We start from the raw sequence: 25,464 nt of genomic DNA on the forward strand, positions 1-25,464 counted from the left end.
CACAGGCCGCACCTTTGCAATGGCTGAACATGATATTCATCGACTTCCCCGCCTTGTCCGTGCTGGCCGCCGCTTCGGCCACGATCACAAAAAAATGCAGCTGCTGCGCCGTTCCGCTCGACGCCTGGCAGCGCCTGCCCACTTCGCTGGAGCTGGACCGCTTCGAAGAAATCGGCACCCTGCGCGAAGATCCGTACGAGGAACCGACGTTCGCCGAGTTCCACCCGCAGGGCACGCGCTACGACAGCGTCGATGCGCCCATCGCGCCGCGCTTTTATCCCGCGAACCTGAGCCAGGTGGCCCGCTGCCTGAACTGCGGCCGCCACTACCTGCGCTACAACGAGGCGGGCGGCTATTTCACGGAGCTGCGCATCCGCGCGCTGCGCCCGGAATTGCTGGCCGACGCGCCGCTGTCAAAGTGAGGGCTACAGGCTTTCCTTGACGTGCGCGATGCCGTGTTCATCGTAGATCGAGTACACGGCGGCGAGGATGTTTTCCAGCTCGGGCGAGCGGTCCCTATGCCGCATGCTGAATAAGATGGGCGAGAACGCATGCTTGTCGTCCAGCTTGCGGTACACGACGTTCCGGTGATGCATGGCCTGCACGCTTTCCGGCACGATGGAGATGCCCTGGCCGGCCGCCACCAGTCCCATGGAAATCTGCAGCTCGCGCACTTCCGTCACGGGGCCGGGCGTGACGTTGCCTTCGCTGAACATGGCCAGCACCTGGTCGGCAAAGCTGGGGCGGGGCGCTTTCGGATACACGAGCAGGGTTTCATGAATCAGGTCAGTCAGGCGCAATCCGCCTTCTCCCTTGGCCAGCCGGTGGCCGGGCGGCAGGGCCACCACCAGCCGCTCCTCGCGCAGCAGGATGCGGCGGATGCTGGGGTCTTCGCTTTTCAATCGCCCGAAGCCCACGTCGATGCGGCCTTCCTTCAGGGCCTTCAACTGCTGCACCGTCGTCATTTCATGCAAGGTCACGTCGACCTCGGGATGGCGCTCGCAAAAGCGGTGCACGATGTCGGGCAATTCGCCATACAGGGTCGAGGCGACAAAGCCGATCGACAGCGTGCGTTCCAGCTTGCCCACGCGCTGCGTCATCGCCTGCAAGTCGCGCACCTGGTCGAGCAGGGGCCGCGCATGGGCGAGGAAAAACTCGCCCGCTTCCGTCAGCCGCAAGGGGCGCGAACCTTTTTCGATCAGCGCCACGCCCAGCGTTTCTTCCAGCTGCTGCATCTGGCGGCTCAGCGGCGGCTGCGCGATGTGCAGGCGAGCGGCGGCCCGCGTGAAGTTCCTTTCTTCTGCGACCGCTACAAAGTAGCGCAAGTGCCGTAATTCCATCTTCATACCTTTCAGGTATAGGTTTGATACCAACTCGGTGTTGGACGTGGCGAGATTCGGGGAATATCGTGTCACCACTCCACAGAATTATACGGAATAAATATGATTCAAAATATCGAGACCTACCTGGTCGATGTGCCTACTATCCGCCCGCACCGCATGTCGGTCGCCACCATGAATACGCAAACCCTGGTGCTGGTGCGCCTGCGCTGCGCCGACGGCATCACCGGCTGGGGCGAGGCGACCACCATCGGCGGCTTGGGCTACGGTGGCGAAAGCCCGGAAAGCATCAAGACGAATATCGATACCTATATCGCGCCGCTGCTGGTCGGTATGGAAGCGAGCGCAGTGGCCAAGGCGATGGCCAAGGTGCGCAAGCTTATCCAAGGCAACCGCTTTGCCAAGTGCGCGATCGAAACAGCCCTGCTGGACGCGCAGGCGCGCCGCCTGGGCGTGCCGCTGTCGGAATTACTGGGCGGCCGCGTGCGCGATGCGCTGCCCGTGGCCTGGGTGCTGGCCAGCGGCGACACGGCGCGCGATATCGCTGAAGGCGAAAAAATGCTGGAACTGCGTCGCCACCGCATCTTCAAGCTGAAGATCGGCCTGCGCGACGTGATGGATGACGTGGCCCACGTGCTGGAGATCAAACGGGCGCTGGGCGAACGGGCCAGCGTGCGCGTCGACGTCAACCAGGCCTGGAGCGAGATGGACGCCGTGCGCGGCATCGCCGCGCTGGAAGCGGGCGGCGTCGACCTGATCGAGCAACCCGTCAAGGCGGGCAACCGCGCCGCGCTGGCGCGCCTGAAGCAGCGCTTCGACGTGGCCATCATGGCCGACGAAGCCTTGCATGGCCCCGCCGATGCGCTGGCCTTGGCGCAAGCCGATGCGGCCGACGTGTATGCCGTAAAAATCACCCAGTCGGGCGGCTTGCTGCCCGCGCTGGAAGTGGCCACCGTGGCGCGTCTGGCCGGCGTGGGCCTGTACGGCGGCACCATGCTCGAAGGCGGCGTCGGCACGGCCGCCACGGCCCACGTGTGTTCCACGTTTGCGGAGCTGGCCTGGGGCACGGAGCTGTTCGGGCCACTGCTGCTGACGCAGGAAGTCTTGCGCGAGCCGCTCGTCTACCGCGACTTCATGCTGCAAGTGCCGACGGGCCCGGGCCTGGGCGTCGAGATCGATATGGACAAGCTGCGCTCCATGCAGCGCGCATAAGTAACTACAAGGAGAAACCATGTTATTCCATGTACGCATGAACGTGAACCTGCCACCGAGCATGCCCGCCGAGCAGGCGGCGCAACTGAAACAGACGGAAAAGGAACTGGCGCAGCGCCTGCAGCACGAGGGCAAGTGGCGCCACCTGTGGCGCATCGCCGGCCAGTACGCCAACGTCAGCGTCTTCGACGTGGACAGCGTGGACGAGCTGCATAATTTGCTGACCTCCTTGCCGCTATTTCCCTACATGCAGATCGACGTGATGCCGCTGTGCCGCCATCCCTCGTCGGTGCGCGACGACGATTCCTGAGGAGACATGCCATGACGCAGATAGGCAACGACACTGTCGGGAAAACGTGCAAGGTGGACGGTATCGGCCTGCATTACCGCACGGATGGCAAGCGCGGCAAGCCTTGCCTGGTCCTGTCGAATTCCCTCGGCACGGATCTGTCCATGTGGGATGCGCAGGCAGCCGCGCTGGCCGGCGACTTTTTTGTCGTGCGCTACGACACGCGCGGCCATGGGAGGTCGGCCAGCGGCGGCGCGCCGTTCGGCATCGAGCGGCTGGGGCTGGACGTGGTGGCGCTGCTCGACCACCTCGATGTGGAGGGCGCCGCCTTCTGCGGCATTTCCATGGGCGGCTTGACGGGCCAGTGGCTGGGCATACACCAGCCGCGGCGTTTGACGCACCTCGTGCTGGCGAATACGGCGGCGCGCATCGGCGGCGCCGCGCCGTGGCAGCTGCGGTCGGAGCAAGTGCGCCGTGACGGCATGGCCGCGGTGGCCGACAGCGCCGCGGCGCGCTGGTTCACGCCGCAGTTCATCGAACGCGAAGCGGACACGGTGGCGCGCCTGACCGGCATTTTGCGGGGCCAGGATGCCGGCGGTTATGCGGCCTGTTGCGACGTGCTGGCCCAGACGGACTTGCACGACGCCGTGGGCACGATAACCATGCCAACCCTGATCATCGCGGGCGAGCACGATCCCGTGACCACCATCGACGACGGGCGCTGGCTGCAGCAGCAAATCGCGGGTTCCCGCCTGGCAAGCCTGCCCGCCTCGCATATCTCGAACATCGAGGCGGCGGATTTGTTTACAGCGCAGTTGCGGAATTTTTTATTGTGAGGCTTGCTGTACCGTATCGGTACGGCGGGAATGTGGTTTTCCCCTGAGCACCGCCGCCGGCTGGTCCGGCATGCGGCAGGGAAAGCTTTCTTGAAAAATAATAATAAGAAAAGCAGACTTGGAGTAGACGGATGGAAAACAGATTGATCATTATCGCTGCGGTCACGGTGGGCTATTTCGCCCTCATGTCGTACATTACGTATAGCGTGCGCAAGCATGCCAACAGCGCCGAAGGCATGACGGCGGGCGGGCGCAATTATCCCGCCTTCCTGATCGGGGCTCTCTTATTGTCCGAATTCATCGGCAGTTCCGTCAGCATCGGCACGGCCCAGAAGGGCTATGAACTGGGTATTTCCGCCGCGTGGAATCTGGTGGCGCTGTCGCTGGGCTTTTTCCTGCTGGCCATCGTACTGGTCAAAAAATACAAGGAAAGCGGGCAGTCGACGATTTCCGGCATCCTCGCGCAAACGTATGGCGAGCCCGTGCGTTATGCGGCGTCCATCCTCACCATCGTTGCGCTGAGCATCGTTGCCGTGGCCCTGTACGCGAGCGGCGGCGCCGTGCTGGCGGCCGTGCTGCACATCAACAAGACGGTGGCCATTTTGCTCGTGGGCGCCATCACCGTGATCTACGTCAGCCTGGGCGGCATGCGCTCGGTCGTGTATACCAATTTTGCCCACTCCATCGTCAAATACCTGGGCGTGATCCTGGCGCTGGCGTATGCGCTGGAAGCAACGGGCGGTATCGGCGCTCTGCAGGCGCAGCTGCCGGCCAAGATGTTCAACTGGGTCGAGATCGGCTGGGGCCAGATCATCGCCTGGATGATCGGCGGCATCGGTTCCATCTTTGCCACGCAATACGTGATCCAGGCCCTGGTCAGCACGGACAACCCGGCCGTGGCCAAGCGCGCCTGCTATTACGTGTCGTCGCTGATGATCCCGTTCGGCCTGATGGCGGCCCTGATCGGCATGTGCAGCGCCGTGCTGTATCCGGGCATGAAGTCGATCGACGCCTTCCCCACCATGATTGCCCACATGCCGGCCTTTTCCGCCAGCATCATGATCGTCGGCCTGGCCGGCGCCCTGTTTGGCGGTATTTCCGCCACCACCCTGGCATCGGCCACCCTGGCCATGAAGGATTTTTATGATCCCTGGTACAACAAGGCGAAGAACGACGCGAAATCGCTGATGTTCCTGCGCATCGCCATCGTCGTGGCGGGCCTGCTGCCGCTGGTGCTGGCGCTGTACGCTGAAAAACTGCTGATGATTGCCTTCCTCGGCAAGGCCCTGCGCGCCACCCTCGCCGTGCTGGTGCTGATGGCCTTCTATGCGCCTAAATTCGGCACGCCGCGCGGCGCCTTTGTCGGCGTGATCGTCTCCGTGATCGCCACCATCGGCTGGTTCCTGGCGGGCAATCCGTATGGCGTGGACAGTTCCTACCTGGCGCTGGCCGGCCCGCTGCTGACCATGGGCATCAGCCATGTGTTCAAGCCGGCGCAAGCGTTGGCGAAGCCTACATCGTCGTCGCAGCGCTAGGTCAGACCAGTCCCGTCATGTAATAGATGGCAATGACGAGGAACACGGCCACCGTCTTGATGACGGTGATGCCGAAAATGTCGCGGTAGGACTGGCGGTGCGTGAGGCCCGTGACGGCCAGCAGGGTGATCACGGCGCCATTGTGCGGCAAGGTATCCATGCCGCCGCTGGCCATGGCCACCACGCGGTGCATGACTTCGAGCGGGATGTGCGCCTGCTGCGCGGCCTGGATAAAGCTGTCCGACATGGCTGCCAGCGCGATGCTCATGCCGCCCGAGGCCGATCCCGTGATGCCGGCCAGGGTTGTCACGGACACGGCTGCGTTGACGAGCGGATCGGGCACGCTGCGCAAGGTGTTGCTGACGGCAAGAAAACCGGGCAGGGCGGCGATGACGCCGCCAAAGCCGTATTCGGACGCCGTATTCATGGCCGCCAGCAAGGCGCCGCCCACGGCCGCCTTGGTGCCTTCGGCAAAGGCGGCACGGATGCGCCCGAAGGCCGTCATGCAGACGAGCAAAATTCCCAGCAACAAGGCGCCTTCCACGGCCCAGATACCGGTCACGGCGCCGATCGACGTCGACACGGGCGCATGCAAGCCGGGCAGGGCCTCGGCGGTGAGCACGTAACTGGTGCCGTACCAGTGGGGAATCATCTTGGTCAGCGCAAAGTTGGCCACGCCGACGAGCACCAGAGGCGCCACCGACAGCAGCGGATGGGGCAGGTCGCCCACATCGGCCGTGGCCTTGTCGGCCTCGGCCCCATAGCCTTCGCCCGTCGCCATGACGGAGCGGCGGCGCCATTCCAGGAAGGCCAGTCCCATGAACACCGTCAGCACGGCGCCGATGGTGCCCAGCCAAGGCGCGGCCCAGCCGGTCGTATTGAAGAAGGTGGTGGGAATGATGTTCTGGATTTGCGGCGTGCCCGGCAAGGTATCCATGGTGAACGAGAACGCGCCCAGGGCGATGGCGCCCGGCATCAGCCGCTTGGGAATATTGCTCTGGCGGTACAGCTCGGCCGCGAACGGATACACGGCGAACACCACGACGAACAGCGACACGCCGCCGTACGTGAGCGCCGCGCATACGGCAACGATGACGGCATTCGCGCGCGAGCTGCCGATATAGCGAATGGCGGCCACGACGATGGACTGGGAAAAACCGGACAGCTCGATCAGCTTGCCGAACACGGCGCCAAGCAAAAAGACGGGGAAGTACAACTTGATAAAGCCCACCATCTTTTCCATGAAGATGCCGCTGAAGACGGCCGGCACGGCGGACGGATCGGTCAGCAGCACGGCGCCGAGCGCGGCGACGGGCGCAAACAGGATCACGCTGTAGCCGCGGTAGGCGGCCAGCATGAGGAAGGCCAGTGCGGCCAGAACTATCAGGAAAGACATCGGTCAGGCCCCTGCGCGAGAAGTAGTTGGGATATTAATAATGAAATTAATAACATACTTCCCGACAAGCCGCCAACGCGCAGGTCAAGGTGCAAGCAGTTCAAGCTGGCGCAGTGAGGGAAGAGGCTGGTCGGGGTGAGAGGATTCGAACCTCCGGCCTCTGCGTCCCGAACGCAGCGCTCTACCAGGCTGAGCCACACCCCGCTTTTCTTCATTACAGCAGATGGCGGAACGGCTTTCAAGCGGCTGCATCAATCTCTATTTCTTTTCCTGCTGCGCCTTCTTGATTTCCGCTTCGCTGACTTTTTTCGCTGGCGCATTCGTCGCCGGCGAGGTCGGGGCCTTGCGGGTGGCGTTCGCTTGCGCCATGACGGCGGCACAGTCCGTGTCGGGGGCTTTGTCGACGTTGACCAGCGGCAGCAGGGCGGCCAGCGGCGTGACGACGGTGGCCAGGGCCACGGCGGCGCCGGCTTTCAGTGCCAGCGGGCCTTTTTGCGGGCCCACGTCCGGGTTCTTGAACGTGCCTTTCGCGTACAGCGGCGTGCGCAGGGTGATGATGCGGGCGCCCTTGGTACGCGGGCGCACATCGAGGTCCAGGGTTTCGGTGGCCAGGTTGACGTTGCCCGTGACATTCACGACGGCCGTGTCCGTATCGAGCACGAAGCGGCGTACGTCGGCCTGGCCATTCGTGACGGCGAAATCGCTGGCCAGGCAGTTCAGGTGCACTTGCTTGTCGCCAAAGATTTTCACGAAGACGGCGTTGGCCAGGTTCAGGCCCGCCAGTTCCAGCATGAACTGGCTGACGGAACCTTCGCTGACGGTGGCCGCCAGCTCGCCATTCGCGCTGGCCAGCATGGCCGAGACGGAATTGCCGTGGCCCGTGAGTGCCGCGTCGCCATACACTTCGCCGAAACTCGCTTGCATCGATTGCAGCTTGGGAAACAGTTCGCGTATCTTGAGGTGGCGCGCCGCCACCTTGGCTTGCGCGGCGATGGTTTTTTGACGGCCGTCGAGCGTGATATTCGAGGTGATGTTGCCGCCGGCCATGCCGAAATTGAGCGGCGTCAAACTCAGCACCTTGTCTTTCATGCGGATGTTGGCAACGATATCGTTGAGCGGGATATCGTGCGTGCGCACCAGTTTCTTGCCCGTGAACTTCACGTCGGCGTCGAGCGCATCCCATTTGGCCGTATTGAACTGTTCCACGGGCAAGGCTTTATTCTCGGGTTGCACGGGCGCCTTGCCGCGGGCCTGTTTCCGCGCATTGCTGTCGGCGCCGATAGTGGGACCCAGGTCTTCCAGGCGCAGCTGCTGCGACGTCACTTCGCCGCGCAGCAAGGGACGCGGCTGGCGCGGCAAATATTGCAGGGTGCCGGCCAGGTCGCTTTCGCCCACCGTGCCCTTGAAGTTTTGATAGGTCCAGTTCCAGCTGGCGCCGTCCTTCTTGCCCAGCAGGCGTCCCTTGGTGGCGTAGTCCGGTGTTTCCGGCAGCAGCACGCCCGTCAGCGGATACAGGTCGGCCATGCTGGCGCCGGCCAGGCTCAGCTGCAAGTCGATACCGGACAGCGAGCGCGGGTCCGTCAAGGTGCCATCGATGCTGGCCTTGTTTTTGCCCAGCACGGCATGCGCCTGCACGGGATATACGGTGTTGTTGTCGGTCAATGACAGCACGGCGCCCGCCTTGCCGCCGCCCGTCACGGGCGCCTTGCGGTAGGTGCCGCCCAGGGTGAAGGCGATGCCGTATTTTTGTACGGGAACATTGCCTGGCGCGTCGCCCGGCGTGGCGTCGGGCGCCGTCGAGCTGACCTTGGCGTGCACGTCGAGGGCGATGCCCTCGTCCAGATAGCGGATGACGCCGTCGCCGAAGGCCATGCGCTGGATTTCCACGTCCCAGGCTGAAGGGCCGTTGTCCTTCAGGGTCCAGCTGTTGCTGCCGTCGGCGCGCCGCTGCAGGGCAATGTTGGGAGAGGTCAGCGCCAGGTCCGTCAGCACCACTCTGTGCTGCAACAGGGGCAGCGGGTGAATGGCCACGTCGATGCGTTTCGCGCTGGCCAGTTGCGGGCCGGCCGTCGCCCAGTCCGGGTTGCTCATGCTCACGTCTTGCGCGCTGATGACGGGGCGCGGCACGTAGCGGCGCCAGCCCGGTTCGGTCTTCAGCCCTTGCTGCCATTTCACCTGCAAATCGCCGCCGATGACGAAGCTGCGGCCCGTGCTTTCCGACACCTTTTCGTTGATGTAGGGACGGGCGCGGTTCCAGTCGAAGGTCAGCACGAAGATGACGACGATGGCGATGAGGGCGAGCAGGGCGGCCAGGCTCCAGCCGAGGATTTTGAGCGGGGTTGAGCGTGTCATGGTAAGCCGATCGCAATGATTTTTTCATCAAGGTAGACCGATAGGCCATGACAGTCGGTGCGCTGGGTTACGTAAGACACCTCGCTTGAAATGATTCAATAATTCGACTATTATTGAAATATGGAAAATGAAAACTCAATCGCGGCGCAAGCCGAGCCACTGACAAGCACGGCAGCCATCGCAGCGCTGGCTGCGCTGGCGCAGGAATCGCGGCTGGCTGTGTTCCGCCTGCTGGTGCAAGCGGGGCAGGAAGGCATGGCCGCGACGAAAATCGCCGAAGCGCTGGCGATTGCGCCATCGTCGCTGTCGTTTCACCTGAAAGAACTGGCGCACGCCAATCTGGTGACAGCGAGCAAGGCGGGCCGCTCCATCATCTACGCCGCCAATTATGCGGGCATGAACGGCTTGCTGGCCTTCCTGACCGAAAACTGCTGTGCCGGCGCACCTTGCTGCGTCAGCGAACCTCATTAAGGACACCAAGACATGACGATCACGATTTATCACAACACGGCGTGCGGCACGTCGCGCAATACCCTGGCCCTGATCCGCAATACGGGCGTCGAGCCCGTCATCATCGATTACGTCAAGCATCCGCCTTCGCGCGAGGAACTGGCCGACCTGATCGCGCGCGCGGGCCTGTCCGTGCGCGCCGCCATGCGCGACAAGGGCGTCCTGTACGACGAGTTGGGCCTGGCCAATCCGGACTTGCCCGATGCGGCCCTGCTGGACGCCATGCAAGCCCATCCTATTTTGATCAACCGCCCCATCGTCGTCACGGAACTGGGTGTGCGCCTGTGCCGACCGTCGGAAAAAGTGCTGGAGATTCTGCCGCTGCCGCAACAAGGGGCATTTGCCAAGGAAGATGGCCAGGCCGTGGTCGGCGCCGACGGCAAGCCGGTGGCCTGACATGGACGAGCTGTTCAATGAGCTGCCCAACATCAGCGCCGCGCACCTGGACCTGCCCAGCCTGGACAAGCTGGCGCCGGCGCACATGTCCACGCACGCGCCGCGCATCCTGCTGTTGTACGGCTCCTTGCGCGAACGCTCGTACAGCAAGCTGCTGACCCTGGAAGCGGAGCGCATCCTGCGCCACTTTGGCGCCGAAACACGCGTGTTCGACCCGCACGGCTTGCCCATGGTCGACAGCGTGCCGCCCGATCATCCCAAAGTGCAGGAGTTGCGCGAATTGTCGCTATGGTCGGAAGGGCAGGTGTGGTGCAGTCCGGAACGACATGGTGCCGTCACGGGCGTGTTCAAGTCGCAGATAGACTGGTTGCCGCTGGAAACGGGCAGCGTGCGTCCCACGCAGGGGCGAACGCTTGCGGTGATGCAAGTGTCGGGCGGTTCGCAATCGTTCAATGCCGTCAACGGCTTGCGCGTGCTGGGGCGCTGGATGCGCATGGTGACGATTCCAAACCAGTCCTCGGTGGCCAAGGCTTACCAGGAATTCGACGACGCGGGCCGTATGAAGCCCTCGCCATATTACGAACGCCTAGTCGACGTGATGGAAGAGCTGTATAAATTTACTCTGCTGGTGCGCGACCGCCGCGACTACCTGGGCAGCCGCTACAGCGAGCGGTTGGAAGCGGAGCCTGCCATCGTGCAGGAATTGGCGGGCGCGGCCATGGAGCATGAGCGCAGCGAATAAGCGGCGCATAAGAAAAACGGCGCCAGTGGCGCCGTTATGTATTGCTGCTAATGCAATGCGATCAGTGATTGCGGTCCACGGCAAACGAGCACAGTTGCAGCATCGATTGCTTGTAGACGCTGTCCGGCCAGCCGGCGATGGCGTCGGCGGCGCGCTGGCCGGCGATTTCCGCCTGCTTGCGCGTGTAGTCGAGGGCGCCGCTGCTGGTGATGGCCGTCAGGACGGTATCGAAATGCTGTTCGTCGCCTTGCTCGATGCAGCTGCGCACGAGTTCGCGCTGTTCCGGCGTACCGTTTTCCATCAGCCAGATTAGCGGCATCGTCGGTTTGCCTTCGCGCAAGTCGTCGCCCACGTTCTTGCCGATTTCGGCGGCGTCGCCTGCATAGTCGAGCACGTCGTCGATCAGCTGGAAGGCCGTGCCCAGCGAGCGGCCGTATTCGGCAGCCGCTTCGATATCGTCTTCGCTGGCGCCGGCGATCAGGGCGCCCAGTTGCGCCGACGCTTCGAACAGCTTGGCTGTCTTCGAGCGGATGACGTTCAGATAGCTCTCTTGCGTCACGTCCGGATCGTGCATGTTCAGCAGCTGCAGCACTTCGCCTTCGGCGATCACGTTGGTGGCGTCCGAGAGGATTTGCATGACGCGCATATTATTGAGCGACACCATCAGCTGGAACGAACGCGAGTGCAGGAAGTCGCCCACCAGCACCGACGCGGCATTGCCGAACAGGGCATTGGCCGTCTGGCGTCCGCGGCGCATCGACGATTCGTCGACGACGTCGTCGTGCAGCAGGGTGGCGGTGTGGATGAATTCGACCACGGCTGCCAGTTCATGATGCGCCGTGCCGCGATAGGCGTGGGCATTGGCCACCAGCAAAATCAGCACGGGACGGATGCGTTTGCCACCTGCGCTGATGATGTATTCAGCGATCTGGTTGATCAGAATCACATCGGAGTGCAACTTTTGGCGGATCACCGTATTGACTGCGTCCATATCGGCGGCAATCGTTTGCACGATGGTGTTTTGGTTAACGTGTTTGTTAGCGTCAGACAAGGCGAACCTGCATTAGATTGTGGGTGCCGCGATTATACGACAAGGCTTGCGCGTGCGTGACGTTTGCCTATGACTGTAGGGCAATTGATTGATCTTGTTGGCACTGGCGCGCGTTTTGCTGTCCGCCTGGCGCAAGCCTGACATGATGGTCAGGTTGTCGACATACCACGATCGTCAAGCTTTGTGAATACTTTTTGACGCAATTTATCAGTCCGTGTATAATCGCTGGTTCCCCCTGTTGTGCATGGCTTGCTTTTCATGGCAGTGGGACAAATTCTTTCAACATTTGATGAGGTTTCAAATCATGTACGCGGTCATAAAAACCGGTGGCAAACAATACAAAGTTGTCGCTGGCGAAAAACTTAAAGTAGAACAGATACCGGCAGACATTGGTTCCGAAATCACCATCGATCAAGTTCTCGCAGTAGGCGCGGGCGACAGCATCAAGTTTGGTGCTCCATTGGTCGAAGGTGCAACGGTACTGGTTACGGTTGTGGCGCATGGTCGCCATGATAAGGTCAAAATTTTCAAGATGCGTCGTCGTAAGCACTACCAAAAGCATCAAGGCCATCGCCAGAATTTTACCGAAATCCAAATCGTTTCGATCAACGGCTAATCGCCGCTGTTTGAATTAATCAGCTATCAAGGAGTCTTAAATGGCACATAAAAAAGGCGGCGGCACAACGCGAAACGGCCGTGATTCAGAATCAAAACGTCTGGGCGTTAAAGTCTACGGCGGCCAAGCTATCAATGCTGGCGGCATCATCATTCGTCAACGCGGCACCCCAGTGCGCGCCGGCGAAGGCGTAGGCATGGGCAAGGACCACACGTTGTTCGCGCTGATCGCGGGCAAAGTGAAGTTCGTTGTCAAAGGTGCTGGCTCGAAGCAATTCGTGACCGTTGTACCTAACGCAGCAGTACCAGCGTAATTCACTGCGGAGCGCCAGTTCGCTCCGCAATGATCGCATGATGTAAGGCGCAAGCCTTCAATCGAAAGGCTCTGCCCAAGGTAGAGCCTTTTTAGTTTTATGGCGGCAAAATTATGAAGTTTATCGACGAAGCAAAAATCGAAGTCATCGCGGGCGATGGCGGCAACGGCTGCGCCTCTTTCTGTCGTGAAAAATTCCGGCCTTTCGGCGGTCCCGATGGCGGCGATGGCGGCAAGGGCGGCACCATTTGGGCAGTCGCCGACCGCAATATCAACACGCTCGTCGATTTCCGCTTCTCCAAAATGCACAAGGCTCGCAATGGCGAGCCTGGCCGTGGCGCAGATTGCTATGGCAAGGGCGCCGATGACATCCACCTGCGCATGCCGGTCGGCACCTTGATCATCGACAACGCGAGCGGCGAAATCCTGGCCGATCTGACCGAACACGGCCAGACCGAAATGCTGGCCAAGGGCGGCGAAGGCGGCTGGGGCAATATCCACTTCAAGTCCTCGACCAACCGCGCACCGCGCCAAAAAGGCGAGGGCAAGGAAGGCGAACGCCGCGAACTGCGCCTGGAATTGAAAGTGCTGGCCGACGTTGGCCTGCTGGGCATGCCGAACGCCGGCAAGTCGACGTTCATTTCGGCCGTCTCGAACGCGCGTCCGAAAATTGCCGATTACCCATTTACCACCCTGCACCCGAACTTGGGCGTGGTGCGCGTGTCGCACGAGAAAAGCTTTGTGATCGCCGACATTCCCGGCTTGATCGAAGGCGCTTCCGAAGGCGCGGGCCTGGGCCATCAATTCCTGCGTCACTTGCAGCGCACGGGTCTGCTGTTGCACATCGTCGACCTGGCGCCGTTTGAAACCAACGTCGATCCTGTCAAGGAAGCCAAGGCGCTGGTCAAGGAATTGAAAAAGTACGACGAGTCGCTGGTCGACAAGCCGCGCTGGCTGGTGTTGAACAAGCTCGACATGGTGCCGGAAGAAGAGCGCAAGAAGATCGTCAAGGACTTCCTCAAGCGTTTCGCCTGGAAAGGTCCTGTTTTCGAGATCTCCGCGCTGAACCATCAAGGCTGCCCGGAACTGGTGAATGCGATTTACCAGCATCTGGAAGAGAAGAAACACAGCGAAAGCCGTGCCGAAGAAACGCAGATGACCGAAGAAGCACGCGGTATCTCGTCGATCGACCCGGATGATCCGCGTTTCAAGATCCTCGACTAAGGCTTTATCCTGATGTCGGTACAGATGGTCGCTGCCGCGCCCGCGCGCAAGCAAGCGTGGCAGCGCCGTGTATTGCATCTGATCGCGTATGCTTACGGGCTGAGCGCGGTCGCCTGTCTGCTGTTCGCCGATGACATGGCGGCCGGCATGGGCATCTTCCTCAATGGCGTCAATGGCTACAGCCAGTTCTACGCTACTCATGTCGGTGTCTGGGGTGCTACCGCGCTCCTGGCGCTGTTCGCGGCACGGCAGGGCGAACCGCCTGTCCTCGGCGATATCACAGCAATGTTGGTCCTGGCGCAGCCCGCCGGCCGTCTGTTTGCGGCCATCAGCTTCGGCTTGCCCCAGGGTTTTGTGTTGTTCATGTGCGCAATGGAGCTGACGGCGGGGCTGGCCTTGCTGCTGCTGCGTCCTGCGCGCTGACGTCTATTAAGTGAAGAGCGCCGCCCCATGGATTCCGTGATTCAAAAAGCTACCCGCATCATCATCAAAGTCGGCTCCTCGCTGGTCACCAACGATGGCCGCGGACTCGACCATGCCGCCATCGCACGCTGGGCCGCGCAGATTTCCGGCTTGCGCGCCCTGGGCAAGGAAGTCGTGCTGGTGAGCTCCGGCGCCATTGCCGAAGGCATGCTGCGTCTCGGTTTCGAGCAGCGCCCCACCGATATCCACGAATTGCAGGCGTGCGCCGCCGTCGGCCAGATGGGCCTGGCGCAAATCTACGAAAGCAGTTTCCGCGCCCATAGCCTGGGCACGGCGCAAGTGCTGCTCACGCACGCCGACCTGGCTGACCGCGAACGCTACCTCAATGCCCGCTCCACCCTGACGACCCTGCTGCGCCTGGGCGTGGTGCCGATCATCAATGAAAACGACACCGTCGTCACCGATGAAATCAAGTTCGGCGACAACGATACCCTGGGAGCCCTGGTGGCCAACCTGATCGAAGCCGATGCGCTGGTCATCCTGACCGACCAGCATGGCCTGTTTTCGGCCGATCCGCGCAAGGACCCGAACGCTTATCTGATCACGCAAGGCATCGCTGGCGACCCTTCCCTGGAAGCGATGGCCGGCGGCGCCGGCAGCAGCCTGGGGCGTGGCGGCATGCTGACGAAAATCCTCGCCGCCAAGCGCGCCGCCAAGTCCGGCGCGCACACGATCATCGCCTGGGGCCGCGACAGCGACGTGCTCAGCCGCTTGGCCCAGGGCGAAGCGATCGGCACGGAGCTGCGGGCGCAAACGGGGCAGTTGACGGCGCGCAAGCAGTGGATGGCCGATCATCTGCATACGGCTGGCGCCGTCGTGCTCGATGCGGGCGCCGTGCAAAAGCTGCGCCAGGAAGGCAAATCATTGTTGCCGATCGGCGTGACGGGCGTGAATGGCGAGTTCGGCCGCGGCGCCGTCATCACCTGCGTCGACGCGGACGGCACGCCCGTGGCTCGCGGCCTGTCCAACTACACGAGCGGCGAAGCGCGCCGCATCATGCGCAAGCCTTCCACCGAGATCGAGGCGATTCTCGGCTACATGGAAGGCCACGAGCTGATCCACCGCGACAATATGGTGTTGCTGTAGGTCGGATTAGCGGAGCGTAATCCGACAACATTGTTGCCGCGTCCTGTCGGATTACGCGCGTAGCGCTAATCCGACCTACCACGCAACGACATCGGCCCATTCGGGCCGTTTTTTTTGTTTACACCACGGCCGGCATCGGCGACTTGTCCTTGTAGTCGCACAGGTCGGCGATCATGCAGTTCCAGCATTGCGGCTTGCGCGCCGTGCACGTGTAGCGGCCGTGCAGGATCAGCCAGTGGTGGGCGTCGTGCAGGAATTCCTTGGGCACGAATTTGAGCAGCTTTTGCTCGACGATATCGACATTCTTGCCTGGCGCGATGCCGGTGCGATTCGAGACGCGGAAGATATGCGTGTCGACGGCCATCGTTGGTTCGCCAAACGCCGTGTTCATGACCACGTTTGCCGTCTTGCGGCCCACGCCGGGCAAGGCTTCCAGCGAGGCGCGGTCGCGCGGCACTTCGCCGCCGTGCTGCTCGAGCAGGATCTGGCAAGTGGCAATGACGTTCTTCGCCTTGGTGCGGAACAGGCCGATGGTGCGGATGTAGCTGGCCAGCTCGTCGACGCCGAGCGCCAGTATCTTGGCAGGCGTATTGGCGACCGGATACAGCAAGCGGGTCGCCTTGTTGACGGACACGTCGGTTGCCTGCGCCGACAGCAGCACGGCGATCAGCAGCTCGAACGGCGTCGTGTATTCGAGTTCCGTTTTCGGGGATGGATTGGCGGCGCGGAAGCGCGTAAAGATTTCCAGGCGTTTGGCGGCGTTCATGCGTCTTTTTTGGGCGTGTTGGGGGCTGGCGGGGCGGTGTCCGGGCTGGCGGCAGCGGCCTTGGCGCGCGCGCGCTCCATGGCGGCGGCGATGATGGCGCGCTTGCGCTCCTTCTCTGCCTGCTCATCTGGCGTGGCGGGCACTTCCTGCGTTACTTCCTGCATCTTGGCGACGGCCTTGGCGGCCAGGCGCGCGTCGTTGGCCTCGGCTTCGCGGCGCAGACGCTGCGTGCGGAAATCGTGGCGCGCGCGCGCATCGTCGGCATCCATCTGGCTCCAGGCATCCCAGCCCGTGGCGTCGCCGCTGACGGGGTACATGACGATGCAGTCGACGGGGCAGGGCGCCACGCACAGGTCGCAGCCCGTGCACAGGCTGGTGACCACCGTATGCATCTGCTTGGCGGCGCCGACGATGGCGTCCACGGGACAGGCCTGGATGCACAGGGTACAGCCGATACACAGCGATTCGTCGATATAGGCGATAGATCGCGGACGTTCGAGGCCGTTGACGGGATTGAGTGGAATGACTTTTTTGCCCAGCAAGCCGGCCAGGCGCGCGATGCCTTGCGCGCCGCCCGGTGGGCACTGGTTGATGTCGGCGCTGCCGGCGGCTATCGCGTCCGCATACGGGCGGCAGCCGTTGTAGCCGCATTTCGTGCATTGCGTTTGCGGCAGCAAGTCTTCGATCTGGTCGGCAAGTGAGGGAGAGGCGGGATGCGGCACGGTCATCTTCGATACGGTAAAACGCCATTATCGGCCATCTGGGGCGCGCACAAGTAAAAACCTGTTTTGCAAGAGGGGATAAGGTGCGCCAAGGCGGGCTGTTGCAGGCGCGCCGCAATCGTATTTATTTCCAATGGGAATGTCAAAGTGCAAATAAACAACTTTGCAATTTCTTTTTTTTGTGGGAGCATGATTTTATCAAGTTAGTTATCAAAAGCCGACCGCCAGTCCTGTTGCCGCACCTGCATTGCAATGCGCGCCAGGCCATAGGAGCCAAACATGCGTTTCCTCCGGACAGTTGGTTTGCCCTTCTGTTTGTTCATGCACTCTGCGTTTGCCCTCGGGCACGGGCAGACGGCTACTCCCATGGCGGCGCCGGGCGCTGCCAGCTCGCGCACCGTCCGCTTCGCGGCGGAAGACTGGCCACCCTTCATTACCCGCAGCCTGCCTGCCGACGGCATGTCGGGCGCCATGGTCAGCGCCGTCTTCGAGCGCCTCGGCTATACGGTCAAGTATGAATATTTCCCCTGGAAGCGCGCCATGCAATTCGGCCTGGGCAGTCCCCGCTACGCCGGGTTGCTGGCCGTCTGGCGCACGCCGGAACGGGAAAAACTCTGCCACTTTTCTGTCCCGGTTGGCAATACGCAGGGTGTGCTGGCCTACCTGAAGGAGGATGGCGCGCCCGGCGCGACCCTGGCCGATCTGGGCAAGTTGCGCATCGGTACCGTGGCTGGCTATTCGAATGGGGAACAATTCGATGGCATGGTGGCGCGCGGCGAGCTGAAGACGGAAGAGGGCTTGAACGATGCAACGAATCTGAAGAAACTGCTGATCAAGCGTTACCGCGTGATCGTCATCGAGCGCCATGTCCTGCAGCACTTACTGATGGGACGCAACTTCAGCAAGGCCGAACGGGAACGCATCGGCATCATCGATACCGTCTTCAAGGAGCGTCCCGTCTACGTGTGCTTCCAGCGCGATGCCGAAGGTGCGGTACGGCAAAAGCGCTTCAACGAGGCGGCGCGCGATATCGACACGGCCCGGCTGGAACGCGATTACTGGAAGCGGCTCGACCAGAGCCTGGCGACCGGCCCGGTCCATCCCTGACACGGCGCGCCGCTGTTGTTCGTTGCCAAAACGAAATATCTAAATACGAAACCATTCGTTCTTGTTTGTTTGTCCATCCTTTAGTCTGCAACCACTGTGTTGACGACTTTGAAAGGATGTTTTCGTATGCCGGAATTGATTGACAAGCAAGACCCTGCCCCCCGTTTGCGGCAGCTGGCGCGCGCCGTCTCGGCGGCCGTGCTCGTGCTGGGAGCGCCTTGCGTGGCGCATGCACAAGCTCCGCTCGACACCGTCATCGTCACGGGTGCGCGCGGCACGGGCCGCACGGTGGCCAACAGCGCCGCGCCGGTCGACGTGATCAGTGCGCAGCAATTGCAGGCGACGGGCAAATTGAACTTGCTCGATGCGCTGGACACGGCTTTGCCGTCGTTCAACTTGCCGGCCCGCGTGCAGCCCGACCTGGGCAGCATCGTGCGCGCCGGGCAGCTGCGCAACCTCGATCCCTCGCATACCCTGGTGCTGGTCAATGGCAAGCGCCGGCATACGACGGCCATCGTCAATGAAGATGGTTTTCCCGGCTCCGTTGCCACCGACCTGGCCCTGATCCCCACGGGCGCCATTGCCCGCGTGGAAATCCTGCGCGATGGCGCTTCGGCCATCTACGGCTCCGACGCCATCGCCGGCGTCATCAACATCATCCTGAAGGCGGATGACAAGGGCAGCTTCAGCACGCAGCTCGGCTCCACCTACGACGGTGACGGCACGAACGGTTCCGCGCGCATCGATGGCGGCACGCGATTGGGCGAGCACGGCTTTGCGCACTTTGGCGCCGAAGTCCAGCGCCAGGGTATCGCCGTGCGCAATTTCGGCTTGAATCCCGCATATCTGTCGTATCCGGCCGTGCGCAACAGCGATGGCCAGCTGGTGAAATTGGGACCGAACAACAGCTTGCCGGCCGGCGCTTCACCGAACCCGGCCGAAGCGACGCGCAACAGTAATCCATGGCGCAATACAGGCGTGCCGCAAAGCACGACCGCCTCGCTTAGCGCCAACCTCGGCTATGACGTGTCGAACGAGGTGCAACTGTACGGCTTTGGCACGTATGCGCACCGCAATGCCCGCTCGGCGCAAAATTTCCGCCTGCCCAATACCATTTTCAATAACAACAAAGGCTTGCTGGCCGTGTATCCCGATGGATTCACGCCGTATGAAACGACGAGCGAAAACGATTTTTCGCTGACGGGCGGCGTCAAGGGCGAAACGGCGGGCTGGTCCTGGGACCTGAGCACGACGTATGGCCGCGACGATATCGACGTGGGCGTGGAGAATTCGGCCAATTACTCGTTGACCTATCCGGGTGGCAAGACGGATTTTACGATCGGCAATCAGCGCTACAGCCGCTCGACCACCAACGCCGACGCGCGCCGGCCCGTGCAGCTGGGCTTGAACGAACCAGCCGACCTGAGCCTGGGCCTCGAGTATTCGCATGAAACGCAGCAGCGCAGTCCTGGAGAACCCGCTTCCTGGCAGGGCAGCGGCTCGTCGGCGCTGGCCGGCTACCTGCCCGTCGATGCATCCGATACGGCGCGCCACAGCTACGCGGCGTATATCGGCCTGGGCGCCAAATTGACGCCGCAATGGCTGCTCGACACGGCCCTGCGCGCCGAGAAATATTCCGATTTCGGCAGCAAGACCACGGGGCGTCTGTCCGCCCGTTATGACGTCACGCCCGCCGTCGCCGTGCGCGGCACTGTCAGCAACGGTTTTCATGCGCCCAGCCTGGTGACGCAATCGTATTCGAACACGTCCGACCATGCGGGCGTGCCCTATACCCTGGCACAGCCCAATTCGCTTGCCGCGCGGGCCTTGGGCGCGCAAGCATTAAAACCGGAAAAATCGACGAATCTGTCGGCCGGGCTGACCTTCAACCCCACGCCCACCCTGCGCCTGGCCGTTGACGCGTATCAAATCAAGGTCAGCGACCGCCTGGGCGTGTCGTCGAACATCGGCATCGACCGCAGCTCGGGCGTGGCGCTCGACGGCAGCGGCAGGCCGTTGACGGCGGCGCAAGCGAGCGTCATTGAAAACCTGCTGCGTTCGGCGGGCTTGACGGTGGGTAATGGCCTGGTGGCGCATTATTTTGCCAACGTGGGCGACACGCGCACGCGCGGCATCGATTTCACGGCCGAAGATGACTTGCGCGTGGCCGATGGCAAGCTGCGCTGGACGGCGGCCGCCAATTTCAACCACACGAGCCTGGTGGGCAAGGCGGCGCTGCCGGCTGTGTTGCAAGGTTTGCCGAACATCGGCACCCTGAGCAAGTCGGCCGAGTATGACTTGCTGTACCGGGCGCCGCGCGACAAGGAGATCGTCACCCTGGCGTATGAAAAGGCCGGCTGGACATTCAAGCTGCGAGAGACGCGTTACGGCAAGCTCAAGCGCCTGAATACCATCACGGGTGGCGATTACCAGCTGAAAGCCGCCTTCATGACGGACGTGAGTGTGGGTTATGACATCAGCAAGCGTATCAACGTGACGGTGGGCGCCAACAATGTCTTCGACCAGAAACCGAACCAGGTGCCGCGCGAGGCGCGTAGCGCCGCGAATCTGGCGCAGTACACGGGCGCCTACGATAACTCAGGACCGCTTGGCGTGCTTGGCGGTTATTACTACGCCCGCGCCACCGTTCACTTTTGATCTGCCTTCTCTCTTCATACCTATCATCAAGAACAGGAATTGACATGTCTGACAACACTCAACACGCGGCCATCGATCTGGAATGGGCCAACCTCCTCTCGCCGCAGCGCCGTACGGTCTTGCGCGGCGGCGGCTTGGTGGCGGCGCTGGCCGCTTCGGGGCTGGCGGGGACGGCACTGGCGCAGGATGGCGCCGTCAAGCGCGTCAAACAAGTAAAACCAGCTGCGCCCGGCAAGAGCCCGTGGGGCGAGCATACGGACACGGCGCCCACGCCGCGCCCCGTCAGCGTGCGGCCCGGCGAGGAAACCTTGCCGTCGACACCGCGCGCCTACACGGATATCGAGAGCTATCACGCGCATATCTATTTTGACGAAGACAGTTACCAGAAGGCGGCGCTGATACGCAAGTGGGCGGCCGAACGCTTCCAGATCGAACTGGGCGACTGGAACCTGGAGCCGCGCGGTCCGCACGTGACGCCGTCGTTTTACTTTGGCTTCACGAATGACTTGCTGCACGTGATCGTGCCGTGGCTGCAGCTCAACAGCCTGGGCCTGACCATACTGATCCATCCGAACACGGAAGATCCGCGCGCCGACCACCTGTATTACGCGCTGTGGGTGAACCGTTCGCAACCCGTGAATGGCTATGCGATGAAGAAGCCGGGGCCGGGCGAGCCGAGAGTCGAGCAGATCTTTGTCAATACGCGGCCGACGGTGAAAATCGAAACGTCGCGCGCATGAGCTGGGCATAAAAAAACGCCACGCCGGTGTGAACTGGCGTGGCGTTCCGGGTGGTGCTATCCGGATCAGGAATGCTTCTGGATGAATTCGCCGATTTTCGGGCAAATGATCTCGCGCCAGCGGCGGCCCGAGAAGATGCCGTAGTGGCCGCATTTCGGCGCCACGAAGTCTTGCTGCATCTCGGCAGGGATGCCGGAACACAGGTCGTGGGCCGCCTGCGTCTGGCCGGCGCCGGAAATGTCGTCCAGTTCGCCTTCTACGGTGAACAGCGCCACGTTCGTGATGTCTTGCGGACGCACCAGCTGGCCGCCCACTTTCCACGTGCCCATCGGCAGGCTGAATTCCTGGAAAACCGTTTTAATGGTTTCCAGGTAGTACTCGGCCGGCATGTCCAGCACGGCGTTGTACTCGTTGTAGAACTGGCGATGGCCTTCCGCCGGCTCGTCGTCGCCCGTCACCAGGTGCATGTAGAACTCGCGGTGGCTTTGCGCGTGGCGGCCCGGGTTCATGGCGATGAAGCCGGCGTGCTGCAGGAAGCCTGGATAGACCTTGCGGCCAAAGCCCGGATAGTTCGGCGGCACCGCGTAGATCACGGTGTTTTCAAACCACGAGAATTTCTTTTCCGTCGCCAGGTTGTTCACTTGCGTAGGCGAGCGGCGCGGGTCGATCGGACCGCCCATCATCGTCATGGTTTTCGGCATGTGCGGATCTTTTGCCGTCGCCATCAGCGAGATGGCGGCCAGCACGGGCACGGTCGGCTGACAGACAGAAATCACGTGCAGATCAGGCGCCAGCAGGCGGATGAATTCCTGCACATAATAAATGTAGTCGTCCAGGTGGAACGGGCCTTCCGTCAGCGGTACCATGCGCGCGTCCGTCCAGTCGGTGATGTAAACATCGTGCTCGGCCAGCAAGCCGCGCACGGTGTCGCGCAGCAGGGTCGAGTGGTGACCGGACAGGGGGGCAACCAGCAAAACTTTGGGCTGTTGCAAACCAGTGGTTTCTTTTTTGAAGTGGATCAGGCGGCAAAACGGTTTTGTCACGACAACGTGTTCGCGGATGTCGACGCTCTCGCCTTTGACGAGAACGGATTGAATGTCGAATTGCGGTTTTTCGTAGTCTTTGCCAAGGCGGTACATCAGCTCGTAGCCGGCTGCGATGCGTTGCGAAAACGGGGTGTGGGCCAGTGGAGAAACCGGGTTGGTAAATAACTTGGAGGACATGTCTGCCCATTGCATCACCGGAGTGAGGAAAGAGCGTTGCAGTTCGTGCAGTTGGTAAAGCATATAGAGTCCTTGTTTAATTCCAAGCGCCAATATCGGCTCAAATATCATAATCCAATTTTACGATATTTGTTGAGGACAAAATGTGCTTTACCGCGCATAGATCCACAGTTTGCGCATAGTTGTGACAGCGCGCCACACTTGCATGGATAGACCTGCAACCATGCTTTAAAAGCAAAAAAAGCAGCGTTTCCGCTGCTTTTTGTCTGTTTTTGCCGCCACGCTCCTGCGGGAAAGAGTCTCCCGGCAGGAACGGCCGCCGTGCTGACGTGCGCTTAGCGCACCAGCATGTCGAGCTTGTCCTTGACGTCCTTGTATTGCTCGGCTTCCGGCAAGGCTGCCTTCGTCTTGGTGATCGAAGGCCAGTTGCGGGCCAGATCGACGTTGATCTTGATGAAGGCTTGCTGGTCGCCCGGCACGTCTTCTTCCGCGAAAATCGCGTTCACCGGGCACTCTGCCACGCAGACGGCGCAGTCAATACATTCGTCCGGATCGATCGCCAGGAAGTTCGGGCCTTCCCGGAAACAATCTACCGGGCAGACATCGACGCAGTCGGTATAGCGACAGGCGATGCAGGATTCGGTGACAACGTGGGTCATAACAGTCCTATCAATTTGGGGGAGGTGCTGTAGCGCCTGCAGGAACGTCGGCGGCGCATACTAAAGCAAAGCATTGTATTTTAAGGCAATTCGCTATTTCTCACAAATCCCGCTTATATACAATACATATAAGCAAATTCATTTTTTGGCATTGCCTTTGCCGCGCAGAGTGGGCAATTCAGCGACTATCCGGGACGTTGCCATGAAGAACGCGGCAAGAAAGCGACAGTCGCCCGATGCGGCAGGGGGCAGGGCGGGTCGCATGCTGGCTTGCCGTGTGGTGTTTTTGTTTTACTCAAATCAAGATCGGTAAAAATAAGTGTCACAAGTGCCGGAATAATCAGGCGCTGGCGCGTATTTGCGTCAGCAATTGCTGCCAACGTGCATTTTCGGCACTGCCATCCTCGGCAAACGTGATGGTGCGGCGCGCGGTGGGTGCGTCGACGGTGATCTGCCACCGGGGAATATCGGCGCCCACCTGCTCGGCCGTGGCCTGCGGCTGCGTGAAGAATCCGCTGCTGGCCAGTGCCGCTTCCAGACCGGGGCCAGCCGGATGGGCTTGCGTATCGATCTCATACTGTTCGCTCAGGCCGGCAAAGCCGCCGCTGCTGCGGGCTGAAATTTTCATGCTGCTCCTTGCTGTGGGTGGTGGTGGGACGCGCCACAGCCCGCCGCTGTTCCGGCTGGCTTGACGCGGGCGCGCTGGTGCGCAGTGCTATTTATCGGGGACCGTAATCGCGGCACCAGGCGGCCAGCGCTTCACGCTCCGCTTCGAGCAATTGATCCGACTCGCTGTATTCCGCATGGTTCATGGTACCGCAGCAGGCGCGCCTGTCTTGCACGGCGTTGTCGTCATCGACGATATCGGGGGCGAACGTCATTTGCCCATCCTCCGTCATGGCATTGGCCTTGAGCACTTCGCGCACGGTAAAGCTGTTGCGGATGAAGTCCAGGTAGGCGCCGTTGCCATCGGTCTGGGCGATCGTCAGCATGTGGCCGGCCACGTCGGCATAGGTGGCCGCCTGGTCGGGCGAGGCCACCAGGGCGCGCAGGACCAGGCTGCGCAGGTAGTCGCCGCAGCGGTGCAGTACGGCCGCGTCGTCCTCCAACTGGGGCTGGCGTTCGTGGGCAAAGATGTCGGCCAGGATGTCGTAGATGGCGCCTGTAAACACTTGCGAGATGGCGTGCACTTCCGTGCCCGCTTCCGACAATTTGATGTCGTTGTCGGCATTGCGCAAGCCGTTGGGACGGCCAAGAGCCAGGCCGAACTGCTCGGCAAGGTCGGCCAGAAACGTTTTATCGTGCAGGTCGGATTTCGTTTGGGCGATCACCGCTTCCACCTGGTCCAGTTGCGACAGGGCCAGGAAGATGGCCGTCAGGTCGCCGAACGATTCGTGCAGACCGCCCGTTTGCGGCGGGTTGTTGCTGAGCAGCCAATTCGGCTTCAGGCCATCGAGCACGGCGTGCCCCGTTTCGTGCGAGACGATGTCGAGCGAGCGGCAGGTGTAGACGCGCTCGGTGGCGCCGCTAGGGATGAAGTCGCCGAACTTGAGCGCCTTGTCGCTGCGGCTGTAATAGGCATTCATGACATTGGGCAAGCCGTGCGGGAACACGCGCAGCGGGGCCGTATTGCTGGCGCTATTCCACTGCCAGGGCAGGGGCGGCGCCGTGTCGTTGCTGGCCAGCGCGCGCTGGTACATGGTCAATGTCATGCGCACGATGGCAAACGTGTGCACGGCGTCGAACTGGTCCGTGTTGGGCGAAACGATGAAGTCGCCGAAGGCATTTGGGCTGACCTGCGCGATGCCCGGTTCGCCAAACGTGATGCGCGCGTCGCGCGGGCCTTGCAGGATCAGGCCGGGCAGGAAGCTCTTGCGCGTGCCCAGTTCGCTGACGGACGGGTCTTGCTTCCAGATCAGCACGCGCGAGCCGACGGGTACGGCGGCCACGTTGCGCACCGTGGCCTCGGTCAGGCGGGGCGGACCCGGCTGCAGAGTCAGTTGCGCATTCTTGCGGTGCAAACGGTACGGCGCCGAGGGAGTGGGGACATAGCCGACGGGCAGGGACACGCATTTGGTCAGTACGGCTTCGACCGGCACGATGACTTTCTGGTCCATGGTGGTTCTCCAAGACGCGCAGCTGGAACTGGGATAGTCGTCCCGCTTCGGCGTGCCCGGTTTGATCTGGCGCAAGCGATGGGCGGGAAGGG

Annotated in this window: 26 protein-coding genes and 1 tRNA gene; 16 read left to right on the forward strand and 11 right to left on the reverse strand. The window is 61.8% G+C overall.

Features of this window, described 5'->3' with window-relative positions; translation table 11 throughout:
* The first annotated feature begins 29 nt into the window (after positions 1–29).
* Positions 30–422 (forward strand): hypothetical protein, encoded by a 393-nt coding sequence (locus GYK42_RS24635; protein ID WP_166449631.1) that lies wholly within the window; start codon positions 30–32, stop codon positions 420–422.
* 3 nt (positions 423–425) lie between these two features.
* On the opposite strand, the gene GYK42_RS24640 is transcribed toward GYK42_RS24635, so the two are convergent.
* Positions 426–1,340, reverse strand: a complete 915-nt coding sequence (locus GYK42_RS24640) for a LysR family transcriptional regulator (RefSeq protein ID WP_046685653.1) — start codon at positions 1,338–1,340, stop codon at positions 426–428.
* A gap of 102 nt (positions 1,341–1,442) precedes the next feature.
* Here GYK42_RS24640 and GYK42_RS24645 point away from each other — a divergent pair, with 102 nt between their 5' ends.
* The 4 genes from GYK42_RS24645 to GYK42_RS24660 all read left to right on the forward strand — a co-directional run bounded on the left by GYK42_RS24645 (position 1,443) and on the right by GYK42_RS24660 (position 5,212).
* A complete protein-coding gene (locus GYK42_RS24645) occupies positions 1,443–2,552 on the forward strand; it encodes a muconate/chloromuconate family cycloisomerase (protein WP_166449632.1) in 1,110 nt (369 codons plus the stop codon).
* Between the two features lie 19 nt (positions 2,553–2,571).
* Positions 2,572–2,862, forward strand: coding sequence for a muconolactone Delta-isomerase (gene catC / locus GYK42_RS24650; RefSeq protein WP_166449633.1), 291 nt, complete (start codon positions 2,572–2,574; stop codon positions 2,860–2,862).
* Positions 2,863–2,873: 11 nt separating this feature from the next.
* Complete coding sequence (gene pcaD, locus GYK42_RS24655; RefSeq protein ID WP_166449634.1) at positions 2,874–3,677, forward strand: 3-oxoadipate enol-lactonase; 804 nt, start codon at positions 2,874–2,876, stop codon at positions 3,675–3,677.
* A 131-nt stretch (positions 3,678–3,808) separates the two neighbouring features.
* Positions 3,809–5,212: a sodium:solute symporter family protein gene (locus tag GYK42_RS24660; protein WP_166449635.1), complete on the forward strand. Its 1,404-nt coding sequence runs from the start codon at positions 3,809–3,811 to the stop codon at positions 5,210–5,212.
* A gap of 1 nt (position 5,213) precedes the next feature.
* On the opposite strand, the gene GYK42_RS24665 is transcribed toward GYK42_RS24660, so the two are convergent.
* From GYK42_RS24665 to GYK42_RS24675, 3 genes are all read right to left on the reverse strand, one after another.
* A complete protein-coding gene (locus GYK42_RS24665) occupies positions 5,214–6,608 on the reverse strand; it encodes a GntP family permease (protein WP_166449636.1) in 1,395 nt (464 codons plus the stop codon).
* Positions 6,609–6,735: 127 nt separating this feature from the next.
* Positions 6,736–6,812: transfer RNA gene (locus GYK42_RS24670), tRNA-Pro, on the reverse strand.
* Positions 6,813–6,866: 54 nt separating this feature from the next.
* The gene (locus GYK42_RS24675) at positions 6,867–8,960 is read right to left on the reverse strand and encodes an AsmA family protein (RefSeq protein ID WP_166449637.1); all 2,094 of its coding nucleotides are present in this window, start codon (positions 8,958–8,960) and stop codon (positions 6,867–6,869) included.
* A 120-nt stretch (positions 8,961–9,080) separates the two neighbouring features.
* Between GYK42_RS24675 and GYK42_RS24680 the strand changes: the two genes are divergently transcribed.
* Genes GYK42_RS24680 through arsH form a run of 3 tightly spaced genes read left to right on the forward strand, consistent with a single transcriptional unit; the run spans position 9,081 to position 10,608 of the window.
* Entirely contained in the window at positions 9,081–9,431 is a 351-nt protein-coding gene (locus tag GYK42_RS24680; RefSeq protein ID WP_205711537.1) for an ArsR/SmtB family transcription factor, read from the forward strand.
* A 12-nt stretch (positions 9,432–9,443) separates the two neighbouring features.
* Positions 9,444–9,866 (forward strand): arsenate reductase (glutaredoxin), encoded by a 423-nt coding sequence (gene arsC / locus GYK42_RS24685; RefSeq protein ID WP_166449638.1) that lies wholly within the window; start codon positions 9,444–9,446, stop codon positions 9,864–9,866.
* Positions 9,867–9,876: 10 nt separating this feature from the next.
* Positions 9,877–10,608, forward strand: a complete 732-nt coding sequence (gene arsH, locus GYK42_RS24690) for an arsenical resistance protein ArsH (RefSeq protein WP_166449652.1) — start codon at positions 9,877–9,879, stop codon at positions 10,606–10,608.
* Between the two features lie 61 nt (positions 10,609–10,669).
* Here arsH and ispB read toward each other — a convergent pair whose 3' ends face one another.
* On the reverse strand, positions 10,670–11,659 hold the full coding sequence (ispB, locus tag GYK42_RS24695; protein WP_034754644.1) for an octaprenyl diphosphate synthase: 990 nt from the start codon (positions 11,657–11,659) through the stop codon (positions 10,670–10,672).
* 304 nt (positions 11,660–11,963) lie between these two features.
* On the opposite strand from ispB, the gene rplU reads away from it, so the two are divergent.
* The 5 genes from rplU (at position 11,964) to proB (ending at position 15,380) form a co-directional block, all read left to right on the forward strand.
* Positions 11,964–12,275: a 50S ribosomal protein L21 gene (gene rplU, locus GYK42_RS24700; RefSeq protein ID WP_034754730.1), complete on the forward strand. Its 312-nt coding sequence runs from the start codon at positions 11,964–11,966 to the stop codon at positions 12,273–12,275.
* Between the two features lie 40 nt (positions 12,276–12,315).
* On the forward strand, positions 12,316–12,588 hold the full coding sequence (rpmA, locus tag GYK42_RS24705; protein ID WP_010395157.1) for a 50S ribosomal protein L27: 273 nt from the start codon (positions 12,316–12,318) through the stop codon (positions 12,586–12,588).
* 113 nt (positions 12,589–12,701) lie between these two features.
* Entirely contained in the window at positions 12,702–13,811 is a 1,110-nt protein-coding gene (gene obgE / locus GYK42_RS24710) for a GTPase ObgE (protein WP_034754647.1), read from the forward strand.
* 12 nt (positions 13,812–13,823) lie between these two features.
* Positions 13,824–14,234 carry a hypothetical protein gene (locus GYK42_RS24715; protein WP_046685446.1) on the forward strand — a complete coding sequence of 137 codons (411 nt, stop codon included), beginning with the start codon at positions 13,824–13,826 and terminating at the stop codon, positions 14,232–14,234.
* A 27-nt stretch (positions 14,235–14,261) separates the two neighbouring features.
* On the forward strand, positions 14,262–15,380 hold the full coding sequence (gene proB, locus GYK42_RS24720) for a glutamate 5-kinase (RefSeq protein WP_166449639.1): 1,119 nt from the start codon (positions 14,262–14,264) through the stop codon (positions 15,378–15,380).
* A 118-nt stretch (positions 15,381–15,498) separates the two neighbouring features.
* On the opposite strand, the gene nth is transcribed toward proB, so the two are convergent.
* Complete coding sequence (nth, locus tag GYK42_RS24725; protein WP_035825095.1) at positions 15,499–16,146, reverse strand: endonuclease III; 648 nt, start codon at positions 16,144–16,146, stop codon at positions 15,499–15,501.
* Positions 16,143–16,874, reverse strand: coding sequence for an electron transport complex subunit RsxB (rsxB, locus tag GYK42_RS24730; protein WP_166449640.1), 732 nt, complete (start codon positions 16,872–16,874; stop codon positions 16,143–16,145). The genes nth and rsxB overlap by 4 nt, the downstream gene beginning before the upstream one ends.
* Positions 16,875–17,234: 360 nt before the next feature.
* On the opposite strand from rsxB, the gene GYK42_RS24735 reads away from it, so the two are divergent.
* The 3 genes from GYK42_RS24735 (at position 17,235) to GYK42_RS24745 (ending at position 21,373) form a co-directional block, all read left to right on the forward strand.
* The gene (locus GYK42_RS24735; protein ID WP_166449641.1) at positions 17,235–17,975 is read left to right on the forward strand and encodes a substrate-binding periplasmic protein; all 741 of its coding nucleotides are present in this window, start codon (positions 17,235–17,237) and stop codon (positions 17,973–17,975) included.
* 126 nt (positions 17,976–18,101) lie between these two features.
* Positions 18,102–20,633, forward strand: coding sequence for a TonB-dependent receptor plug domain-containing protein (locus tag GYK42_RS24740; RefSeq protein WP_166449642.1), 2,532 nt, complete (start codon positions 18,102–18,104; stop codon positions 20,631–20,633).
* Positions 20,634–20,677: 44 nt separating this feature from the next.
* The gene (locus tag GYK42_RS24745) at positions 20,678–21,373 is read left to right on the forward strand and encodes a DOPA 4,5-dioxygenase family protein (RefSeq protein ID WP_166449643.1); all 696 of its coding nucleotides are present in this window, start codon (positions 20,678–20,680) and stop codon (positions 21,371–21,373) included.
* 65 nt (positions 21,374–21,438) lie between these two features.
* Here the strand turns inward: GYK42_RS24745 and GYK42_RS24750 are convergent, their stop codons facing one another.
* The 4 genes from GYK42_RS24750 to GYK42_RS24765 form a co-directional block, all read right to left on the reverse strand.
* On the reverse strand, positions 21,439–22,659 hold the full coding sequence (locus GYK42_RS24750) for a polyhydroxyalkanoate depolymerase (RefSeq protein WP_046685439.1): 1,221 nt from the start codon (positions 22,657–22,659) through the stop codon (positions 21,439–21,441).
* Positions 22,660–22,931: 272 nt separating this feature from the next.
* Positions 22,932–23,255, reverse strand: a complete 324-nt coding sequence (gene fdxA / locus GYK42_RS24755; protein WP_010395176.1) for a ferredoxin FdxA — start codon at positions 23,253–23,255, stop codon at positions 22,932–22,934.
* Positions 23,256–23,595: 340 nt separating this feature from the next.
* Positions 23,596–23,883, reverse strand: a complete 288-nt coding sequence (locus GYK42_RS24760; protein WP_166449644.1) for a protealysin inhibitor emfourin — start codon at positions 23,881–23,883, stop codon at positions 23,596–23,598.
* Between the two features lie 91 nt (positions 23,884–23,974).
* Positions 23,975–25,464 (reverse strand): hypothetical protein (locus tag GYK42_RS24765; RefSeq protein WP_346768161.1); only part of this gene is annotated, 1,490 nt, incomplete at its 5' end.

The sequence above is a fragment of the Janthinobacterium lividum genome (assembly GCF_011601275.1).
Taxonomy (GTDB): Bacteria; Pseudomonadota; Gammaproteobacteria; order Burkholderiales; family Burkholderiaceae_D; genus Janthinobacterium; species Janthinobacterium lividum_E.

Bases quoted from the DNA above. Each gene is read 5' to 3' on its own strand.
- GYK42_RS24635 (WP_166449631.1), top strand. From the start codon at position 30: ATGATATTCATCGACTTCCCCGCCTTGTCCGTGCTGGCCGCCGCTTCG.
- GYK42_RS24640 (WP_046685653.1), bottom strand. From the start codon at position 1,340: ATGGAATTACGGCACTTGCGCTACTTTGTAGCGGTCGCAGAAGAAAGG.
- GYK42_RS24645 (WP_166449632.1), top strand. From the start codon at position 1,443: ATGATTCAAAATATCGAGACCTACCTGGTCGATGTGCCTACTATCCGC.
- catC (WP_166449633.1), top strand. From the start codon at position 2,572: ATGTTATTCCATGTACGCATGAACGTGAACCTGCCACCGAGCATGCCC.
- pcaD (WP_166449634.1), top strand. From the start codon at position 2,874: ATGACGCAGATAGGCAACGACACTGTCGGGAAAACGTGCAAGGTGGAC.
- GYK42_RS24660 (WP_166449635.1), top strand. From the start codon at position 3,809: ATGGAAAACAGATTGATCATTATCGCTGCGGTCACGGTGGGCTATTTC.
- GYK42_RS24665 (WP_166449636.1), bottom strand. From the start codon at position 6,608: ATGTCTTTCCTGATAGTTCTGGCCGCACTGGCCTTCCTCATGCTGGCC.
- GYK42_RS24675 (WP_166449637.1), bottom strand. From the start codon at position 8,960: ATGACACGCTCAACCCCGCTCAAAATCCTCGGCTGGAGCCTGGCCGCC.
- GYK42_RS24680 (WP_205711537.1), top strand. From the start codon at position 9,081: ATGGAAAATGAAAACTCAATCGCGGCGCAAGCCGAGCCACTGACAAGC.
- arsC (WP_166449638.1), top strand. From the start codon at position 9,444: ATGACGATCACGATTTATCACAACACGGCGTGCGGCACGTCGCGCAAT.
- rplU (WP_034754730.1), top strand. From the start codon at position 11,964: ATGTACGCGGTCATAAAAACCGGTGGCAAACAATACAAAGTTGTCGCT.
- rpmA (WP_010395157.1), top strand. From the start codon at position 12,316: ATGGCACATAAAAAAGGCGGCGGCACAACGCGAAACGGCCGTGATTCA.
- obgE (WP_034754647.1), top strand. From the start codon at position 12,702: ATGAAGTTTATCGACGAAGCAAAAATCGAAGTCATCGCGGGCGATGGC.
- GYK42_RS24715 (WP_046685446.1), top strand. From the start codon at position 13,824: ATGTCGGTACAGATGGTCGCTGCCGCGCCCGCGCGCAAGCAAGCGTGG.
- proB (WP_166449639.1), top strand. From the start codon at position 14,262: ATGGATTCCGTGATTCAAAAAGCTACCCGCATCATCATCAAAGTCGGC.
- nth (WP_035825095.1), bottom strand. From the start codon at position 16,146: ATGAACGCCGCCAAACGCCTGGAAATCTTTACGCGCTTCCGCGCCGCC.
- rsxB (WP_166449640.1), bottom strand. From the start codon at position 16,874: ATGACCGTGCCGCATCCCGCCTCTCCCTCACTTGCCGACCAGATCGAA.
- GYK42_RS24735 (WP_166449641.1), top strand. From the start codon at position 17,235: ATGGCGGCGCCGGGCGCTGCCAGCTCGCGCACCGTCCGCTTCGCGGCG.
- GYK42_RS24740 (WP_166449642.1), top strand. From the start codon at position 18,102: ATGCCGGAATTGATTGACAAGCAAGACCCTGCCCCCCGTTTGCGGCAG.
- GYK42_RS24745 (WP_166449643.1), top strand. From the start codon at position 20,678: ATGTCTGACAACACTCAACACGCGGCCATCGATCTGGAATGGGCCAAC.
- GYK42_RS24750 (WP_046685439.1), bottom strand. From the start codon at position 22,659: ATGCTTTACCAACTGCACGAACTGCAACGCTCTTTCCTCACTCCGGTG.
- fdxA (WP_010395176.1), bottom strand. From the start codon at position 23,255: ATGACCCACGTTGTCACCGAATCCTGCATCGCCTGTCGCTATACCGAC.
- GYK42_RS24760 (WP_166449644.1), bottom strand. From the start codon at position 23,883: ATGAAAATTTCAGCCCGCAGCAGCGGCGGCTTTGCCGGCCTGAGCGAA.